Genomic DNA, 18,180 nt, shown 5'->3' with positions numbered 1-18,180 from the left:
AAAGTCAACGCGGCGACGAATTTTTATCGACACGTTCATCGATTAATTGACACGGTTATTCGTGAAATCGACACCCCAAAAATTGATTTTTCCGATTAACGGATATAGTGCGGGATAAATCGGCTAAGGTTGTCGGTGACGAGGGTGTTGCTTTCGCGGATGCCGAGACCGGCGGGTTCCTGGCCGATGATCCAGCTGCCGAGGACGGGGTGGTTGCCGTCGAAATCGGGGAGGGTGGCGAGTTGTTGATAGATATAGCCTTCGGCGCCGTAGGCGCCGGGGGTGATCTGGAGCGTCGATGTACCACGGATCAGTTCGATATTGGCGCCTTCGCGGGAAAGGATGGGCTTCTTTACATAATCGGTCAGGCGGCCGGGTTCGAAATAGGCGGGCAACAGCCAGGGGCAGTCGGGGTACAGCTGCCATAGAATAGGCAGGATAGCCTTGTTCGAGAGGATCATCTTCCACGCGGGTTCGATCCAGAAAGACTTGTTGCGATCGGCCAGGATGTTTGCGCCAAACTCTTCCGCTACCATCCATTCCCAGGGATACAACTTAAAAATATTCTTTATCGGTTCGTCCTGCAGGTCGACGAAGACCTGGTCGTTGGTGTCCCAGCCGATATCGTCGATGAAGACGAGCTTTGTTTGCAGGCCGGCCTGGATAGCGCAGTCGCGGAGATATTCGGTGTTGGTAAGGTCCTCGAGGGAGGCTTTCACGCAGGAGAAGTGCAGCGGGCCGGGGTAGAGGTAGCTTTTCAGAACCTTCCAATAGTCGATCAACTTCTCATGGATGCTGTTGAACTGGTCCCTCCCCTTGTCGTAGTCCTGTAACCAGAACCATTGAACGATCCCGGCCTCGTAAAGACTGGTGGGGGTATCGGCGTTGAATTCGAGCAGTTTTGGTACGCCGTCCTTGTAACAGAAGTCATAACGGCCGTAGATGGCGGGGTGATCTTCCTGCCAGGTCTTTTCGATGTAGGGGATGTATTGATCGGGGATGGCAAACCGATAGTAGAGGTTGTTGTCCATGGCATACTGGACGGCGCCGAGACAACAGTCCCAGAGTTCGGCAGAGGCGCGTTCGATGAGAAGGATCTCGTCCATCGAGAATTCGTAACACGCGCTTTCATCCCAGTAGGGTACGTTGGTGGTGTGGAAGCCGAAGCCCAGTTTTTCAACCTCTTTCTGCCAATTATTTCGGGGGGTAAGCGTATGTCTTTGCATGTTCGATCGTTTAGGAGCTGACGGAATAGCCTGAGCCGAAGCCGCCGCGGACAATGCCGCTTTTTTCGCCGCTGAGGCCGATATTGCTGCGTTCGCTGATAGCGGAGGAATAATAGCCGACCCGGCGATAGCCTGAAAAATAACTATAGTTGCCATAGGGCCGGAAGGCATAGTACCAAAGCGGGCTGCCGGCGGGATGGGTCATGGGGGCGTAGGGCGCCGTGCTGTCGCTGCGGATATAGGCACGCCGGTGTTGGCCATTGGCATTTACCCAATCGCCATTACCGGGTTTATGACAGGAGGCCAGGGCAGCCGTGATGAGAACAAGCGATATCTCTTTTGTCTTTTTCACGGAGTTATTTTACGGTGATAAAGAGTTGGTAGTCCTTTTTCACCCGGACCTGCGTGGTATTGCCGTTGTCATTCCCGGCAGTTGTGGTGAGGGAGTCGAGACCCGGCACCGTATCGCGGTGGACGATGACGGCGTATTGCTTGTTCCTGATCCAAACCTTATGGTTGGTAAGGATGATATCGTGGGTGCTATCGGCATGTTCGACGCTGATGGTGGTTTCGACGGAGCCGTCCTTATCGAGGGTCTTGCCCTGGTCTTCGTCGGCGTCTGAGGATGAGTGCCGGTTGGCGAGATAAAGGATGACGAGGAGGGCGGCCAGGATGATTATTACGATGATGGGTCTACGGCGCATGATACGACGGGTTATAGGGGTAAAGATAGAATGCGCCGGCGAAAGTTGTCAGCGAAACAGGAGGAATGGCGGGGAATCTTATTGCGACAGGGCCGGCCAGAGGCCGGCCCTGTCGATACCTAATTGATAAGCAATGCCTTACTCGACTGTTAGCTGTCTGTCAACTTTTGTTTCCGTCTGGATATGCAGGGTGCGGGTAATCTTTTCCTTTCCGCTGCTGATGGTGACGATATACTCGCCGTCTTCAAGGTCGGAGAGGTTGAAGACGTTCTCATAGGTAGGTTTTGCGGTGAGGTCTTCGAAGAGAATATCGTGTCCGTGAAAGATGGAGATGGACACGGCGTGGTCGTTTGCGTTGACGACGGTGATCCGGAATCTCATTTCACCGGCATTGGTCTGTCTAATGGTGACCTGGAGCGGAGTTGGGGCGGCGGTAAGAGTCAGGGCGAAAAAAAGGGGAAGAATCGCCATTCCGGCGAATGCGTGTTTCCGGGTGAACATACTAATGGATTTTTGGTTTTCAATTGACCGGACCCAGTCCGGTCTGTTAGGGGCGGAAGCGCTTCTGCCTTTCGACGCCGCAAAGATCGAATGGGTATATTACCTGAGCGTTATGGAGAGATTACAATGTTGTTAACATATGCGTTGGGGTTATGCGCGGCGGGATTGTTCACGTTGCGGGATGATCCGGGTTGGAAGAAGTTGGAGGCCGGTAGCGGCTTCCTGCATTCTGAACAGTTCGATATGTTCTTTTTGGAGAAGGCCGCGGCGGAATTTTCTGCATTTATCATCATACCACCAATGCAGGTAGGCGTTGGTGCTTTTTTGGGGGAGGCTGCCATTGTTCTCTTCGATAAATTTCATCAGAGCTTCCAGCCCTTTCCCGAAGGATCGCTGCCTGGATGAGAATTTAAAACCCAGCTCCGTCAGTCTTGCCTCGACAAACTTTGGAAGGGTTCCGGCCTTCCTGGCTGCGCGGACGTTGAAAACGTCTCTATGGATACCGGTACCTTTACTGCTTGGAAATCCCTTATGTTTCGCAAAATAGGTCTCCATCCGCTTCAACCTGGCTGTCCATAGCTCCATGCGACGATCCTTGACCGACACTATTTCTTCCAGCAATTTCCGCTGCGCCGGTTTCAGCCTGTTCTGCCGGTATTTCACTTTTTGGATCGTGAGCCAGTTTGCCAGGAATTTGCCCAGCCGGTTGAGTGGAGGTAATTGGCCACGTTCTTCGATGATCTTCCTGACCTCGAGATAGTGGGCGTGCCATTTTGCATCGTTACTATTGTCCCAGATCATGCCGATGCCGGAAAGAAGGGCCGCCTTTTCCGGAGAAAGCCTGCCTGCCCTGAACGCCTTACGTTGCCAATCGAGCCACAGCAGAATGGCCCCATTTCCCTTTGTCTTCACTTTCAAATTGCCATTCCGCTCGTAGATCGCCTTCAGTTCCAGATATCTTATCATCCACCTGTCTATCCGGCTTTCGAAGGAGGTCAATATTTCCCGTATTCCCTGGGTTTCGTCGACAAATTCGACGGCAGTCGGCTTTATTTCCTGTCGCGTATAGGCTGCTCTTGTCTTTTGACCGATCGCCGCTGCCTTCTCTTCTTCGTAATCGGTCTTAAACCGGATATGCTGAATATTTCTGAAATTATTTACCAGGTCCAGGATGACGGGTTGTTCTGTTTGCCCGACGGAAAAACATCTCCCGATCTGCTGATACCATATTATCGGAGAGTTGGTCTCCCGTAATAAGATCACGGTGGAAATGTCCTTTCCGTGGAGTCCTTCGGTGACCATATTCACCGTGAAGAGGACTTTTGTCAGGCCATCTTCTTCATTAAACCTGGAAAGGCGTCGCTGATTCGTTTCCCGTCCGAATCTGGTGTGAACAGGCAGAGAAACGACGGCGCCAAAAATGGTTGTGAGAATGGGAGTGAGTCTTTCCTCGGCCATCGTCATTTCTTTCAGTGATGCGCAAAAGACGATAAGCTTCTTTCTCGATGGGGGCAGATGTTTCCTGAGAATAACGTCGAGGCCGCTGCTGTTCTCCCAGTCGATGACGCGGGATCTCAATTCCTTGAGCAGCGGCCCCTTTTGTTCCTGCCGGGAGCGGATGATCCGCTCTTCCATTCGCCGGTATTCCTGCGAAATCGAATATACTGCGCTGATGTATTTCGGCGCTATCAATATTCCTTGCAGGAAGGATTGATTGAGGGAGAAATAGGAGGCGATATTGCCCTTGAACAGTTCGAGAGCCATGTTCCGCTGGTCATCGAGGAAGCGAATGTGGGTGGCTGTGGTGCCGAGGACTTTTGCATCCGGGTTGGCGGCGAGCAATTTGAGAACCTGTGGTCCCCATTTTGCGGCGCCGACGCGATGGAATTCGTCGAGGTAGATGTAGTCGAAGAGCGGGGCCATAAACGTTGCGTTGGACAAGGAGGCATTATAGTTGTAGAAGCTGAATTCCGCGCCTTCGGTGTGCTTGGCGACCTCGGCGGCGATGTGTTCGCCTGGGGCAAGGAGGAGGTGGCGGGCGGTGGGGTTGGAGACGATGAATTTTGCGATGATGACGGCTTTGCCGGTGCCGGTGGGGTGGATGATGCAGGTGCGGTTGTGTTCCTTGAATATTTCGACGGCGTTATCGTAGGCCCGCTGGTTGTGGGGATAGAGTTGCATAGGGACTAGTTTTGGTCCGGAGCAAATATATCGGGGTGGGCTGCGCCTATTGCGCGGTCTCCTTTTTTGGGGGCGCGGCTTTTTGCGGCCGCCATCAGGTGGCGGTTAGGCGAGGCCGTGCTCGGAGCGGAGCTCTGGGATGCAGACGTCGGCGAAGCCTTTTTTGAGGAGGCGGGCCTGGAAGGCTTGCTGCACGTCGTATTCGCCATGAACGATAAACAGGGTCCTGACCTGTTTGGGGTCCTGGCAGGCGAGGAACTGGCTGAGATCTTCGTAGTCGCCGTGGGCGCTCATGCTGCGGATGCTACCGACCTCGGCGTGGACTTCGTGGTGAACGCCGAAGATGTTGACTTCCTTGGCGCCGGCGATGAGGCGGCCGCCGAGGGAATGGGGTTCGCAATAGCCGACGAGGAGGATGGTGTTGCGGCTGTTGCCGATGTTGTTCTTGATGTGGTGCTTGACGCGACCGGCATCGGCCATGCCGCTGGCGGAGATGACGACGAAGGGTTCGTCGCGGAAGTTGAGGAGTTTGGACTCTTCGACGGTCTTGATGTATTTCAGGCCGTGGAAGGCGAAGGGATCGTTGTCGGTCTCGAGTACCTTCTGTATCTGCTTGTTGAAATATTGCGGATAATGCTTGACGATCTCGGTGGCGGCAACGCTGAGCGGGCTATCGACGTAGTAGTCGAGCGGCGGAAGCCGCCGTTGCTCCTCGAGGGTGTTGAGTGCGTACAACAACTCCTGGGTGCGGCCGACGCTGAACGCGGGGATGATGAGCTTGCCCTTCTTCTTAAGACAGGTCTGGACGATCCATCTGAGCAACATATCGGGGGTGGTTTCGACGGGATCGTGGAGGCTGTTGCCGTACGTGGACTCGAGCAGGACATAGTCGGCCTGGGGGAAGACCGCGGGACTCCGGAGGATGACATCCTTATAGCGGCCGACATCGCCGCTGAAGGTAAGATGGGTTTCTTTGCCATCTTCCCTGATCTTCAGGCTGACAGCGGCGCTGCCGATGATATGGCCGGCATCGGTGTAGAGGACGCTGACATACTCATCGACGGCGAACCAGGAATCGTATTCGACAGTGACGAAATGATCGACGGTGCGTTTGGCATCCTCCTCGTTGTACAGCGGCTGAATATAGGGTTCGCCTTCGGCCTTTCTTTTCTTATTGATGTATCTTATTTCGTCTTCCTGTATCCCGGCGCTGTCCTCCAACAGAACGGCGGTGAGTTCGCGGGTGGCGGGGGTACAGTAGATCTTTCCTGTAAAGCCATCCTTGACGAGCTTTGGGATGAGCCCGCTGTGATCGATATGGGCGTGCGAAAGGATGAGTGCGCTTACCTCCGCGGGATTGAAGCCCCAGTTGCGGTTAAGAACGTCCGTCTGACTGCCGAGTCCCTGGAACATTCCGCAGTCGAGCAGGTATTTCTTACCACTATTGAGTGTGAGGAGGTGTTTTGAGCCGGTGACGGTACGGGCGGCGCCGTGGAAAGCGATCTTCATATCGTTTGATTATCGGGGTAAATGTAGGTAAAATGCGTTTATAAAGGAGGGAAAATCCGTTTATAAAACGCCCATTCTTTTTACTACTCAATTTGCTCTTATTTCCGCAGCCGCACAAAACAAGTACTTTGGCTGCTTTGTATGCGCAGCCATGACCGGCATAACAACCCCCACGAACCAAACCAATACATATGAACATTCGTTTACTTCTTCTCTTCTGCTTTTTCGCCGGCGCGTTGTCCGCAGCGCCGCCGCGCAAAGTCGGTAACCGGCTCTATTTTACACCGGCCTGTCCCATCATCGCTGAGACCTTCAATACGAGCTATGACGTAAATGGAGCAACCTCGGACCCCAGTTCCGTGGGATGGTACCTGGATGCGTCAAAGGTCCCGGGCGCCGTCTATTTTTCGATCAAATCGCATCGCATCAAGGCGCAGACCCTGGGCGGGGAAGGTGTTTGGTACTCGCAGGTGTTCGACATCTCCGGCTACACGGGCATCCAGGTGGATGCGAAGATATCTTCCGAGGGGACGCTGACCAGCAGTGAATATGTGAAGGTGTCCTATATCCTTGACGGCGGGCCGGAGACGCTGATCGCCACCTATACCGGGAACTTCGGGACGCCCCTGGTCACGTCGCCACAGATGACGGGCAAAAAAGTTCAGATCGTCATCCGGTTGAAGAACACCACCGCCGGCAATTCGGACTATTATATCGAACAGTACGATGTGTTCAAGGAGGCGGGTCCATGTACGGTAACGTCGATACCGGTGACGATCACCCCATCGAGCTCCCTTGGGCTGACCTGCAACAACACCTCCCTCATCCTGTCGGCGGGCACGACCGCGACGGGGACGACGACGTACAGTTGGAGCGGGCCCAATGGTTTTTCTTCTTCTTCCCAAAGTGTGACCGTGAGTACCGCCGGGACCTATACGGTAACCGGCACCAATTCCGCGGGTACGGGAACGGCCACCTATACCGTGGTCGCGAACAACAGCGCACCCGATGTAACCGCGACGGGGGCCGCGCTGGCCTGTGGCACCAGTGCAACGATCAGCGCCGGTTCGTCGGTGGCGGGAGCCGTGTTCGGCTGGACCGGGCCCAACGGCTTTACTTCTGCTTCGGCCAGTCCCACGGTGAATACACCCGGCGCCTATACGGTGACGGTGACCAATCCTGCGACGGGGTGTACGGCCACTCAGACCGTTACCGTCACTACCGGCGCGGCCGCGCCGGCGGTGTTCTGGCTGGAGGATTTCACCCTCGCCAACGGTACGACATCGGACAATGGAGCCACGGCCTGGACCTCGGCGACCAGCGGTACCGGTACGTACTCCGTGCAGAACAACGAATTCAAGACCTCCTTCAGCGGGCAGACCCTGGGCGTATGGACCTCCGCCGTGATCGATATCTCGAGACAGACCAACACGGCCTTCTCGGTGGACCTGCGAAGCGAAACGGCCTCCAGCGGCGACTTCTTCGAGAACGCCGACTATGTGAGTGTGTATTACAAACTTGACGGCGGCCCGGCGGTACTGGTGTATGCGGATTCGGCGGGCATCGGCAGCAGCACGACGGGGACGGCTTCCACTACGGTGACCTCCCCGGTATTGAATGGTCATACATTGCAGATCATTATCAATACGGACAATTCAGACCCGACAGAACGGTATTATTTCGACAATGTCAAGCTTACGGGAACGCCTGTGCTCGTCAATGCCGTTGCGAGTGCCGGCGGGGAGCTGACCTGTTCCAATTCCTCGGTCACCCTTACCGGCAGCACGATCGCGACGGGGGCCACGTTTAGCTGGACCGGGCCTGGGGGATTCAGTTCGACCGTTCAGAATCCCACCGCCGGTGCTGCGGGCATCTATACCCTAACGGTGACGGCAGGGGGTTGTACGGCCACGGATACCGCGCTGGTGGCATTGGACACGGTGACGCCACAGCAGCTGACCACCACCGCCGTCCCGGTGTCGATGCAGCTGACCTGTACCAGTTCCAACGTCGTCTTCACTGCCGGGTCTTCGACCCCGGGCGTGAGCTATAACTGGAGCGGCCCGGGCGGTCCGTTGTCCACTTCTACTACTGCGACGGCCACCGCTGCCGGCGTTTATACGCTGACCGCAACCAATCCCGCCAACGGGTGTTCGGCGAGCGTGTCTTCCACGGTGACGCAAAACACCACTCCGCCGCAGGGTGTGACGACCACGGCAGATCCAGCCACGGCACAGATCACCTGTACCCATCCGAGCGTATCGCTTACCGGCGGATCGGTCACCCCGGGCGTGACTTATGGCTGGAGCAGTTCGAACGGGTTCAGCGGGACCGGGCAGACCGTCCCGGTGACCGCGGCCGGTGTCTACACGGTAACGGTGACAGACCCGACCAATGGCTGTACCACGCTGTTGTCGGGGACGGTGACCAAAAATGTGAATGTCCCGGTTGGCTTAGCGGCCAGCGCGAGCGATATCATCAGTTGCTTCACCCCCACGATCGATCTACAGGGGAGCTCGACGACGCCGGGCGCCAGTTTCAGCTGGACCGGGCCAAATGGTTATACGGCCAATACGGCGATCGCTGAAACGGAATTGCCGGGGGCTTACACGCTGTTGGTCACCAACCCCGCGAACGGCTGTTCCGCCTCGACCGGGACGACCGTGCTGGCGGACACTGTTACGCCTGCGGGTGTGACGGCTTCCAACAACGGGCCGTTGAACTGTAACACGACGAGTGTGACGCTTAGCAGCAGCTCGACCACTCCGGGAGTGGACTTCACGTGGGTAACCCCGGATAACAATTTCATTGCCGGTTCCTCCGCGGTGGTGACTGCGCCGGGAATCTATACCATCGTGGTGACCAATGATGGCAATGGTTGCAGCTCGCAGGCTACGACCACAGTGATCCGAAACAATACCGGCTGTTCGGGATCGAACGCCTTCTCGTCCGGGTCAACTGCGTCGAGGATGGCTGTCCTCACCGACGCGCTGGTCGACTCAGTAACGGGTTTTGCCTACAAGGCTTATCCCAATCCGTTCCGGTCGACGGTGTCCGTAGAGTTTGTGGCGCCGGAAAGCACCGCCGTTTCCGTAGAGCTGTATAGTCTTTCCGGTTATAAGGAGCGGATTCTTTTCAACGGGCGGGCGAACGCCAACCAGGATTATAAAGTGACTGTGGGAGCCGCCGCGCTTTCTTCCGGCACTCATTTCTGTATTATCCGTACCGCGGACAAGGTTTATTCCATCAAGCTACTGCTGGTGAAATAGTTTCTTCCTTTTGCGTTTTTTGAGCCGTATTCCTACGAGGGATACGGCTTTTTTTCCTTAGACGCGGATAAGGGTATATTTCGAAGGGGGGAGGGGAAAATCCGCGGCGGAGTTTTTGTAAGTTTATCGCTTCTTAAACCCAACAATCGAACCCATGAAAAACTTTACGCTTACCAGTTGCCTGGTGCTAATATTGGCCATCACGGGCCGGGCGCAGGCCAGTCTGAATGGCGCTCTGCCGGCCGATACCCGGATCTGTACCGGCAGCAATGTCTCCTTCGCCGTGTCGGCCACGGCAAGCGGCGCCCTCACCTACCAATGGCAGGAAAGCACGGATGGCGGCATCAGCTGGAACAACCTGCTGGAGGGCACGACGACGGGAGCCAATCCCGCAAATGGCGTCTATACCGGCACGACCAGCGGCATGCTGACGATCACCCGCGCACCGTCAACGATGAACGGTAACAAGTACCAGGCGCTTGTTTTTGTCAACGGCGCTTTTGCCGCCACTTCGCGCGCGGCCACTTTAAACGTGGGCCCGGACGTCAGCCTGGATAACACTCCGTTGATGAACTGCCCGGGTACGAGTGCTACCCTTGGGGCGATACCGGCCACGGGTGGAAACTTTCAATGGCAGGTGAGCAGCAACTCCGGCGCGAGCTGGTCCGATATCGTGAACGGGGCCGATCCCACGGGCGTCACCTATTCCGGGGGAGCTACCGGCGCGCTGACGATCAATCCGCTGACGACGGCTGTCGACGGATATCAATACCGACCGATCGCGAGCGACGGGGCGGGATGCACGGTCACGGGCGGCGTGTTCACGCAACGGGTGCCGACGTTGGCGGTGTTTACTTTACCGGCGGCGGGAACAGTATCGGCCGCCGTTGGGCAAAGCGCCAGCATCCCGGCGACCATCACGGCCGGAACGGGACCCTTTACCTACCAGTGGCAGGTAGCCGTCGGAGCCGGGGGCTTCTCCAATATCTCCGTTGGAAATTCGGCTTATACCGGTCAGACGGCGAGCATTCTGAACATTCTCAGTGTTACGAGCGCCATCTATTCCAACCGGTATCGCGTTGTTGTAAAGAACGCGGGCGGGTGTGCGTCTTCCAGCGCCTCTTTTGCGCAGATTGGAGTAGCGGTGGCCTTGCCTTTGGCGATAACCACCTTTACGGCCGGACGCCAGGGACCGTCGCTAGTGAAGCTCAAGTGGACGGCGGAGAATGCTGCCGCCGCGGCCGCTTTTACGGTGCAACGTGCGGCGGCAGGGGTTGGGTTTGTGGATATCGGCGCCGTTGTGGGTGAGACGGGTACGAACGACTTTCATTTCGTAGACGCCGGAGCCGGCGGCGGCGCCCTCCAATACCGGGTAAAAGCCTTGAATACCGATGGGTCGGTCGTGTATAGTTCCCTGGCCGAGGTAGCGGGGGACAGCGGCGCGGATGTGCTGGAATTGCGGCCATCGGTTGTTACCGGTGGAAATCTTAATCTCTATTCCTCGTTGAACAATGGCGAGTCCCTTTTCCTGACGATCACGGATGTGACGGGCCGGGTTCTCTGGTCGGCGACGGTCCGGCTGAGCAAGGGCGCCAGTAGTACGTCGCTGGATGTGGCCCGGTTGGGTAAGGGTCTTTATTATTTGCGTGCCGCCAGCATGACGGGAGTCGCACGGACGATGTCCTTTGTCAGGGATTGAGGCTTTTCGCTTTGAAGGACCAGGTGATAAAAAATTCTGCTATGGGTTCGTTTTTGGCGTTCGTGCCGACCGAGCGGACTTTGATGGTGGTGGGCTCGCCGGTGGCGATAGCTTTTTCGACGGCGGACTTTATCGCGGCGCCGTCGGCGCAGAGGAAGCTGGTGGTGCCGGTGGCCTTTTTGAAGTAGGATGCTTCGGCATGGACGACGAGCATGGAGACTTTTGGCGTGCGTTTGTAAACACCTGCCATGGCGAGGACGCCGGTGCTCATTTCGGCGGCCATGCTGAGACAGGCGAAATACGTCGATCGGAAGGGGTTCTTTGTGAACCAGCGATAGGGGACGGTGACGACGCAGTGTTGCTCATCGGCCTCGGGGATCCTCAGACCGGCGAAGAAGGCGCTGGGGAGGTTGGCCAGGAGGAAGAGTTTTACTTTCAGGGGGCTGCGGATGAGGTTGAGGAAGCTGGCCATGGGTTAATGTTTGCTGATCTCGACAATGGTGGCGACGACGGCGTTGTCCTTGTCCCCGCTGACGGTGAACTGCATGTTGCCCTTGGCGGAGGATTTGAACTGGACATTTTTTACGAGCTGGCTGGCCAGGGCGGCGTTGAGACGGGCGCCGTAATCCTGCTGTGGGTTGCGGCTGATCTCGTTGTTGAGGGCATACCAGTTCAGGGGCTGCTTGCTGACGACAACGGCCATCTGGTCGCGGGTTCCGATACTATCGGGCATCATGCTCTGTCCTTTTGGGAAGAGGCGGTAGCCCGTGATGCCGCAGAAGGGAGAGTATTTTGTCTTTTGCGGATTGTCCTTTACGGGATAGGGAAAGAGTGTGTAGCTGGTGCCGTCGGTCTCCTTACCAAAGACATAGACATAACATTCGGTGCTGTTCCGGACCTCCATCTTGAAGCGGGTGCCCATTTTGACGGGGGAGATGGTTTCGAAGACGTTGTTGTTTTTCACCTGCAGCGGGATGTATTCCCCTGGGACTGTCTTGTTGCCTTCGTAGTGAATTTCGACGAGGCCGATCTCACAGGCGAAGGGTTCGTTGGCTGCGGCGCCTGTCTTCGCCATGGGTTCTATGCCGTAGGCCTCCTTCACGAAATATCTGAAGTCCGGGTATCTCACCCATGCGAAGCCATTGTTTCCCCATTCGGGTCCCCAGCTGTTCATGATGAGGAAGGCGCCGCCGTATTTCCTGTCGTCATAGGCGACGACGCATTGGGCGTGGCCGCCGAAGCCGGCGAGGCTGCGATCTTCGCCGGTGGGTTGCCAGACATCTTTGCCCATCATATCCTGCATGTAGGTGCCGCCGACCTGCATGCCGATGACGACGGGGGCGCCCTGGGAGATGTTTTCTTTAATGGCATGAAGATCGATCACATTGTTTCGGTCGCCGGGGGTGAGGCGGTTGAAGCCGCGCATCTTGTATTGCTGGGCTTCCTGCATGAGATTCTGGTCGGGCTGTTTTGAGCAATCGCGATCGTCATAGGGGAATTGATCGTAGGGGACGGAGCCGGAGCGGGTCATGAATTCCATGGCGCGTTCGATATAGCTGCCGTCGCAGTTGTCGAGGCCGATTTGGTTGTAGAGGAATGACGGGCTGAAGCGAAGGCTGTTGGGATCGGCGCCGCTGCGGGCGGCTTCGGCGATGGTGCGGGCGGCATAGGCGCTGGACCAGGCTACGCAGCTGCCCTGGTGGCCCTGGTTGCCGACATGGGGGGCGTAGCGTTGGAGGTTGGCGGCTTCGGGGAGCGGATCTTTTGTCGAGTCGAGGGACTCGTAGATGTTTGCTTTTTCAAATTGTTTGGGATCGAGGAAGCCGCCTCTGAACAGCGACTGACTTGTATTGGGTTGGTTGTTGTCGCCGGGGTTGCCACCGATGATATTGCGGCATCCGCCGCGGCCGAGAAGGAAGTAGCCGCCGGCGAGGATGGCCAGGAGGAGGATGAGGCCGCGGCCGCGGAAGAGACCGAGGAGCATGAAGATGAGGCCGAGGATACCGTTGTCTCCTCCTCCCCCGCCCCAACCGCCGCCCCTGCCACCACCGGAGTCTTCACCACTGTTGTCTTGCGGGTCGTTTGGGTCGTCAACCATTCGGATAGGCATGGCGTTACAGTTTAGTACTATAAATATAGAAAGATTGCGGGGATGACGTTACATTAAAGTTCTATTTGATTGCGGAGCAGATCTTCGAAGGTGTCGCGACGGCGGATAAGGTGGGCGGCGCCCTCCTTTACGAGGACCTCGGCGGGCTTGTAGCGGGAGTTGAAGTTGGAGCTCATTTCGAAGCCATAGGCGCCGGCGTTGTAAAACACGAGATAATCGCCTTCGCGGACCTCATTGATGGTGCGATCCCAGGCGAAGGTGTCGGTCTCGCAGATATTGCCGACGACGGAATAGCGCTTTGGCGCTCCCGTTGGGTTACTGATGTTTTCGATGCGATGATAGGCGTCGTAGAACATGGGGCGGATGAGATGATTGAACCCGCTGTCGACGCTGACGAAGGTGGCGGCGTCGGTGTCCTTCATCACGTTGACCTTTGTAATGAAATACCCGCATTCGCTGACGAGGAACTTGCCGGGTTCGAACCAGACCTGGAGGGGGCGGCCGCCGGAGCCGTTTACCGGCGATCCGTTGACGGAGGCGTGGTTGGCGAACGCCTGCTCGACCTTTTGGGCCAGCTCGGTGATGTTGGTTTCGCCGTCGTGTTCCTTGTAGGGCACTTTGAAGCCGCCGCCGAGGTCGATGAACTGTAATTCCTTGAATTTCGGGATGAGATCGAAAAGGATCTCGATGCCTTTTACGAAGACGTCGACGTCTTTGATCTCGGAGCCGGTATGAATATGGAGGTCGGCGATGCGGAGGCCATATTTTCCGACGAGGGCGAGGATCTTATCCGTTTGGTCTACCGGGATGCCAAATTTGCTTTTATCGTGACCGGTGCTGATCTTGAGATTGCCGCCCGCCATGATATTGGGGCGAAGGCGGACGCCTACCGGGTAGCTGTGACCGAACTTCTGGCCGAACTTTTCCAGGTTGCTGAGACTGTCGATATTGATGATCACCCCGAGGGCCTGGGCTTCGACGATCTCGTCAAAGCCGATGCCGTTGGAGGTGTATAGGATGCGTTGCGGCGGAAAGCCGGCGTGGAGGGCGAGCTTGACCTCGTTGATCGAGCTGCAGTCGACGTTGGCGCCGATGCTGTAGATGTATCGTAAGATGTTTACGTTTGTGAGGGCCTTGCAGGCGTAGAAGAAGACGGTGTTGGTGCCGCGGAAGGCGGTTGTGAGTTTGGCGTACTGTTCCTTTATCTTTTCGGCGTGGTAGACGTACAACGGGGTTCCGAATTGCTGGCCGAGGGTGATGAGGTATTCGGGGGAGAGTTGAGTTTCTTGCTGGGACATTGCGATCGGTTTTTTAGGGATGGGCTTCGTCAGGGCTTTCCGGGTCGACGGCTTCGCCATCTCCCTCTTCGTCAGATTCGCCTTCGGTTTCGGCGGGGCCTTCGGCCTCGGATTCTATTTGGGCTTCGGCCTGTTCGGCCTCAGCCAGTTCGTTGTTATCGTCGGTTTCGTCGGGTTGCTCATCCGCTTCCCCGGATCGAGGGGCAACGGGGTATTCCGGGGCGAGGCTTTCGCCGGCGTCGGAATACGGGGGAATCCCGCCGTCAACTTCCTGCAGTTCGCCTTGTTCAGAGACGTGGAGGGGAGAAGCTTCCCCTTCCCCTTCGTCTCCCGCCGTATTGGGTTGGAGCGGGGCGATGTCATCGGGGCTGTGGGTGATAGTGGTCGGCTCGACGAGCACTTCGGCGAAGACCTCCTTGAGCTTGGGCAGATCGGCGGGAGAGTTGATCCCGAAGTAATCCATGAAGGTTTTCGACGTGGAATAGACCAGGGGTTTGCCGGGCATATTTTCGTTGCGGCCGGAGATGACGATCAACTCCTTTTCGAGCAACTTCTGAATGCTGTAATCACTGCTGACGCCGCGGATGGCTTCGATCTCGCCCTTGGTGATCGGTTGTTTGTAGGCAATGATAGCGAGGGTCTCGAGCGCGGCGCTGGACAGACGTTTTAGGAACTTTTCGCCGTTGAGCTGGGCGACCGTCTTATGATAGTCCTTCTTTGTGAGGAACTGCCAGCCGCCGCCGCTTTCGCGGACTTCGAAGGGATAGAATTCGGATGCATATTTCTCGATGATGCCATCGATAGAGGTCTGGATCTGCTCGAGCGTGAGCTTCTCTTCCATGAATCCGAAGGCGTTGTTGATCAGCTCGGTGATCTCCATGGAGGTGAGCGGTTTGTCGCTTGCGAAGATAAGCGCCTCGATATGCGGGATGATGTTTCCGATTTCCATATGTTAAGTTTTCCGCCTTTGCCCGATGGGCCTGGCTGTTTACCCCTGGAGCGCCGCGGCGCCGGACACGATCTCGGTGAGCTCGGTCGTGATGGCGGCCTGACGGGCCCGGTTGTAGGACAGTCGAAGCGCCTTGAGCAGTTCGTTGGCGTTGTCACTCGCCTTGTCCATGGCCGTCATGCGGGCGCCATGCTCGGAGGCCCAGGCATCCAGCACGGCTTTGTACAGTTGGGTGTTGAGGATCTTCGGCATGAGCTCGGTGACCAGCTCTTCCTTGCTGGGTTCGAAGATGAAATCGACGTTGGCGGCGCCGGGTTTCCTCTCCACCTTGGGGATGGGGAGGAATTGTTCGACGACGAAGCTCTGGGTCGCGGCGTTGCGGAACTGGCTATAGACGATGTCGACGGCGTCGAATTCGCCTTTTTCGAAGGCCCTGACGGCCGCCTGTGCCGCTGCCTGTACCTGGTCGAAGGTGAGGTTCAAAAAGATATCCTTATAGGTATCGGTGACGTTGAAGTTGTTCTTGGCGAAATGTTCGTACCCTTTCTTGCCGATGCTCCAGAAAGTGACATTGCCCTTGGCGAGCTGGGCGGCATATTTCTCGCGGGCGGTGATCTTGGCGAGCTTGATCACATTGGAGTTGTATGCGCCTGCCAGACCGCGGTCGCTGGTGATGACGAAGATGAGTACTTTTTCGACGGGGCGTTGGACGGCGAGCTTCATACCCAGATCGCCTTCGCTGTTGCTGACGATGTTGCTGAGAAGTTCCTGCAGCTTCTGGGCGTAGGGGCGCATTTGAAGGATGGCATCCTGGGCGCGGCGGAGCTTGGCTGCGCTGACCATTTTCATGGCTTTTGTGATCTGTTGCGTGTTCTGGATGGATTTGATCCGGTTGCGTACCTCTTTTAGTTGTCCTGCCATAGTCGCGAAGCGTATTTTTTGATTTTGGTGTGCGGCGGGGCTTCGCGGTCTGCGGAAGCGGGGTTCGCCTGCTCACAAAATGGGTGCAAAAATAGCGCAAAGGTGCGAGAAATCCCGGCGATGGGGGGAAAACGGGGGAAAATTCCGAAATAATGCTGATTTTTGCGGACCGGGGTTTGCCCGGTGGTGTACCCGCGGCTTCGGCTGGCGAATTTGCCGGGAGACCTGGCCACGGGGCTGTATTATTAAATTATCTATGGAAAAGAAGACAACTAACGAGAAGAGAGCAAGGAAAGTCAACGGAAAGACTGCTGCCACCAAGAAGCCCGGTAAGACGGGTGCGACGGGAATAATCAAGACGACAGACGTGACAGCGAGGGTGGCACGAACCGAGAAGACGGGTGCTACGGGGGTCATTCGCGAAACGGGAAAGAACGATGTGGCCGTGGAGGCTTCGCCTGCCGCCAAAGCAATGATAACCAGTGGAAAAGCCGGCAAGATCGGCGGGAAGCGGCTGCCGACGATATTGGTGACCAATGACGACGGGATCATGGCGCCGGGCATCCGCAACCTGGTGGAGGCAGTTCGTGGACTGGGGAAGGTTGTCGTTGTTGCGCCGGATAAACCCCAGTCGGGCATGGGTCATGCTATTACGATCGGCAACCCACTACGGCTTCAACCCATGCATCATATCTTCGAAGGCGTCGAGGCCTGGTCGTGTAGCGGAACGCCGGTGGACTGTGTGAAGCTGGCCGTGGACAAGGTATTGCGTCGCAAGCCCGATCTCTGCCTGAGCGGGATCAACCATGGGGCGAACCATTCCATCAACGTCATCTATTCCGGGACCATGTCGGCGGCGGTGGAAGCGGCCATCGAAAGCATCCCTTCGATAGGCTTTAGCCTGCTGGATTACAGTGTCGAGGCCGATTTTGGCCCCGCGCGGAAGTATGTGCGGATCATCGTGGAGCAGGTACTCTCGCAGCCGATGGATAAGCACCTGATCCTCAATGTGAATTTCCCTGCTGTGCCGGAGAACCTGATCAAAGGCATCAGGGTGTGCCGGCAGGCTTATGCGAAATATGAGGAGGATTTTGTGGAGCGCAATGACCCGAACAAGAGAAAATACTATTGGTTAACGGGCAAATTTGTAAATTTTGACCGGGGAAGGGATACGGATGTATGGGCGTTGGAACACAATTATGTCAGCGTGGTGCCCGTACAATTTGACATGACGAATTACGTTCTTAAGAGCAAACTCGAAAAAACGTGGAAATCGTGATATTCAAAAAAGACAATCTCCGGCTTGGGTTGATCCTAGGGCTTGTTGCGCCTTTGCTGAGCCTGGTCGTGTATTATTTTGTCAAATTCTATCCGCTTTATACGGTCAGGGATTTTTTGAATTTTATTCAATCCAATAAGACGCAGATCACGGCGATCTCGGTGCCGTGCCTGGTTTTGAATATTGTGCTTTTTACGGTGTATATCAATTCGCATCGGGATAAGACGGCGAAGGGGGTTTTTGCGGCGACGTTGATCTATGCGATCATTGCGTTGTTGTTCAAGTTTATTTGATTGTTGGGTTGCCGCTTCCTTTCTTATTGATTCCTTGCGGTTTTGCGGGATCTTCCCTTAAATTATTTTGGAGGGTTTGGGGTCAAAGCTTATTTTTGCACTCCTTTTTGCGGGCCGGGCTTCCACTGGCTGGCATTTTGGACGGATTGCCCGATAGTATAATGGTAGTACGACAGATTTTGGTTCTGTTTGTCTTGGTTCGAATCCAGGTCGGGCAACAAATCAACCGCTCAGCTCCGCT

General features: G+C 56.2%; 15 protein-coding genes and 1 tRNA gene. 5 read left to right on the top strand and 11 right to left on the bottom strand.

The genetic code is table 11. The annotated features are described in order from the left end of the window. Positions 1-95: 95 nt before the first annotated feature. The 6 genes from VHE34_RS30565 to VHE34_RS30540 all read right to left on the bottom strand — a co-directional run bounded on the left by VHE34_RS30565 (position 96) and on the right by VHE34_RS30540 (position 6,121). Positions 96-1,226 (bottom strand): glutathionylspermidine synthase family protein, encoded by a 1,131-nt coding sequence (locus tag VHE34_RS30565; protein ID WP_325595298.1) that lies wholly within the window; start codon positions 1,224-1,226, stop codon positions 96-98. A gap of 10 nt (positions 1,227-1,236) precedes the next feature. Beyond that, positions 1,237-1,578: a hypothetical protein gene (locus VHE34_RS30560; protein ID WP_325595296.1), complete on the bottom strand. Its 342-nt coding sequence runs from the start codon at positions 1,576-1,578 to the stop codon at positions 1,237-1,239. Positions 1,579-1,582: 4 nt separating this feature from the next. Continuing rightward, on the bottom strand, positions 1,583-1,930 hold the full coding sequence (locus VHE34_RS30555; RefSeq protein WP_325595293.1) for a hypothetical protein: 348 nt from the start codon (positions 1,928-1,930) through the stop codon (positions 1,583-1,585). A gap of 138 nt (positions 1,931-2,068) precedes the next feature. Beyond that, a complete protein-coding gene (locus tag VHE34_RS30550) occupies positions 2,069-2,431 on the bottom strand; it encodes a hypothetical protein (protein ID WP_325595290.1) in 363 nt (120 codons plus the stop codon). 150 nt (positions 2,432-2,581) lie between these two features. After that, the gene (locus VHE34_RS30545) at positions 2,582-4,612 is read right to left on the bottom strand and encodes a Helicase associated domain protein (protein ID WP_325595288.1); all 2,031 of its coding nucleotides are present in this window, start codon (positions 4,610-4,612) and stop codon (positions 2,582-2,584) included. Between the two features lie 105 nt (positions 4,613-4,717). Continuing rightward, positions 4,718-6,121: an MBL fold metallo-hydrolase gene (locus tag VHE34_RS30540; protein WP_325595286.1), complete on the bottom strand. Its 1,404-nt coding sequence runs from the start codon at positions 6,119-6,121 to the stop codon at positions 4,718-4,720. A 191-nt stretch (positions 6,122-6,312) separates the two neighbouring features. Here VHE34_RS30540 and VHE34_RS30535 point away from each other — a divergent pair, with 191 nt between their 5' ends. Together VHE34_RS30535 and VHE34_RS30530 are read left to right on the top strand one after the other, a co-directional pair. Then, positions 6,313-9,390, top strand: coding sequence for a T9SS type A sorting domain-containing protein (locus VHE34_RS30535; protein ID WP_325595284.1), 3,078 nt, complete (start codon positions 6,313-6,315; stop codon positions 9,388-9,390). Between the two features lie 154 nt (positions 9,391-9,544). Continuing rightward, positions 9,545-11,089 (top strand): hypothetical protein, encoded by a 1,545-nt coding sequence (locus VHE34_RS30530; RefSeq protein ID WP_325595282.1) that lies wholly within the window; start codon positions 9,545-9,547, stop codon positions 11,087-11,089. Here VHE34_RS30530 and VHE34_RS30525 read toward each other — a convergent pair. Genes VHE34_RS30525 through atpG form a run of 5 tightly spaced genes read right to left on the bottom strand, consistent with a single transcriptional unit; the run spans position 11,079 to position 16,367 of the window. Further along, positions 11,079-11,561, bottom strand: coding sequence for a DUF4442 domain-containing protein (locus VHE34_RS30525; RefSeq protein WP_325595280.1), 483 nt, complete (start codon positions 11,559-11,561; stop codon positions 11,079-11,081). The two genes, VHE34_RS30530 and VHE34_RS30525, sit on opposite strands and share 11 nt — an antisense overlap. Before the next feature lie 3 nt (positions 11,562-11,564). Beyond that, entirely contained in the window at positions 11,565-13,199 is a 1,635-nt protein-coding gene (locus VHE34_RS30520) for a C1 family peptidase (protein WP_325595278.1), read from the bottom strand. Between the two features lie 53 nt (positions 13,200-13,252). Then, complete coding sequence (gene lysA / locus VHE34_RS30515; RefSeq protein WP_325595276.1) at positions 13,253-14,497, bottom strand: diaminopimelate decarboxylase; 1,245 nt, start codon at positions 14,495-14,497, stop codon at positions 13,253-13,255. Positions 14,498-14,510: 13 nt separating this feature from the next. Next, positions 14,511-15,446: an SMC-Scp complex subunit ScpB gene (gene scpB, locus VHE34_RS30510; RefSeq protein WP_325595274.1), complete on the bottom strand. Its 936-nt coding sequence runs from the start codon at positions 15,444-15,446 to the stop codon at positions 14,511-14,513. A 39-nt stretch (positions 15,447-15,485) separates the two neighbouring features. Next, on the bottom strand, positions 15,486-16,367 hold the full coding sequence (atpG, locus tag VHE34_RS30505; RefSeq protein ID WP_325595272.1) for an ATP synthase F1 subunit gamma: 882 nt from the start codon (positions 16,365-16,367) through the stop codon (positions 15,486-15,488). Between the two features lie 256 nt (positions 16,368-16,623). Between atpG and surE the strand changes: the two genes are divergently transcribed. The 3 genes from surE to VHE34_RS30490 all read left to right on the top strand — a co-directional run bounded on the left by surE (position 16,624) and on the right by VHE34_RS30490 (position 18,157). Then, entirely contained in the window at positions 16,624-17,646 is a 1,023-nt protein-coding gene (gene surE / locus VHE34_RS30500; RefSeq protein WP_325595270.1) for a 5'/3'-nucleotidase SurE, read from the top strand. Continuing rightward, positions 17,634-17,939 (top strand): hypothetical protein, encoded by a 306-nt coding sequence (locus VHE34_RS30495; RefSeq protein WP_325595268.1) that lies wholly within the window; start codon positions 17,634-17,636, stop codon positions 17,937-17,939. The genes surE and VHE34_RS30495 overlap by 13 nt, the downstream gene beginning before the upstream one ends. Positions 17,940-18,086: 147 nt before the next feature. Then, a tRNA-Gln gene (locus VHE34_RS30490) sits at positions 18,087-18,157 on the top strand. The last annotated feature ends 23 nt before the right edge of the window (positions 18,158-18,180 follow it).

Origin of the sequence: Puia sp. (assembly GCF_035546395.1) — a bacterium.
In the GTDB taxonomy this organism is placed as follows: domain Bacteria; phylum Bacteroidota; class Bacteroidia; order Chitinophagales; family Chitinophagaceae; genus Puia.
Note: the sequence above shows the minus strand (reverse complement) of the source record. Positions and strands in the feature narration are given on the sequence as shown.